This window comes from Streptomyces glaucescens (genome assembly GCF_002154375.1).
Lineage (GTDB): Bacteria > Actinomycetota > Actinomycetes > Streptomycetales > Streptomycetaceae > Streptomyces > Streptomyces glaucescens.
The window spans coordinates 465-1,724 of the sequence record NZ_MUND01000644.1 but is presented as its reverse complement, the minus strand read 5'-3'; the positions used below and the strand labels follow the sequence as shown (position 1 = coordinate 1,724).

At 72.5% G+C, this 1,260-nt stretch carries 1 protein-coding gene and 1 pseudogene; both read right to left on the bottom strand.

Annotated features, from left to right (window positions below):
- Window positions 1–164: 164 nt before the first annotated feature.
- Complete coding sequence (locus CCN42_RS46290) at window positions 165–380, bottom strand: hypothetical protein (protein WP_422641233.1); 216 nt, start codon at window positions 378–380, stop codon at window positions 165–167.
- Between the two features lie 372 nt (window positions 381–752).
- A pseudogene (locus CCN42_RS45050) lies at window positions 753–1,260 on the bottom strand (cupin domain-containing protein); the annotation flags it as partial.

Here is a 1,260-nt window from a genome sequence, read left to right as displayed (position 1 = left end):
CTCGCCGTAGCCGGTGGTGTCGTGTGCCTCCAGGACGCAGACGAGCCGGTTCTGCTTGCGCTGGGCCACGACGGCCGCGACATCGGCGGTGTCGTTCCTGGTCCAGCGGTCGCCCGTGGCGAGCACCACGCGCACGGAGTTGGCGCCCAGCGCCTTGATGTCCTTCAGGGCCTGCGGCGTCCTGGTGGGGTACCAGGCGCGGCGTGGTTGAGGCCGCGCGGGACGAAGTCCCTGCCGGTCGCGTCCAGAAGCCTTCCGTCGGCGACGCGGAAGCCCGCTGCGGCCTGTGTCCCGGACTCCGTCTGGGCCTGTGCGGTGGGCGGCGCGGCCAGGACCGTGGCGGCCATGGCCAGCAGACCGCGGTGGCCAGTCTTCCTCATGCTGCTCCCGAGGGTGGTGGCTCGTGGGGCCGGTCTCCGGGCAGGCCCGGACGGCACGGCACAGCTCGGCACGGCACGGCCGGTCGTGGTGGGGTTGGGGCCGGTTCGTCCGGTCCGGCCGACGTGGGGCGCCGGCGGACCGAAGGGGGCAGATTTTCCGAGCCGGTTGGTCATCCCGCTGCCCGGGCCTTCGACGGCGGCTCACACCGGGCAGCGGGACGCTGAGTCGCCGACGACGGACATCTGTTGACGTCCTCGCATCGAAAGCGGCGGCGGAAAATCGTCCTTCGATCGGCGGCTGACAGAGAGGCTGGAACGGGACTGCCGGGCGGACAACAGCTTCTGCGAAACCGGTTGAGTTCAGTGGCTGCTTCAGTTGTCGTCCGCCGCTACGGCGGTGGCCCGGAACAGCGTGCCCGTTCCGGAGACGGCGACCTCCTCCCCGGCCCGTACGTAGGCGGACCCGCCCGCCGTGAGCACGACCTCGTCCCCGGCGGCGGTGAGGCGTATCGCGCCCTCGGTGCAGACCAGGATCTGCGGCCGGGACCCGGGCAGGACGCGGACGCCGTCTCCCGCTCCCCGGACGAGACGTGACAGCCGGAAGTCGTCGACGGGCGCCGGGTACACCTCCTCTTCGCCGTCCCCTGCGCGCACCGGGCGCACCACCGGTGTCCGGAGGGCGGCGAAGCGGACGACGCGCAGCAACTCGGGTACGTCCACATGCTTGTTCGTCAGGCCGCAGCGCAGCACATTGTCCGAGGCGGCCATGATCTCCACGCCCAGTCCCCGCAGATAGGCGTGGGGCACGCCCGCCCCGAGGAACAGGGCCTCGCCGGGCGCCAGCCGGACATGCCCGACCAGCAGGGCCGCCGGGACGCCG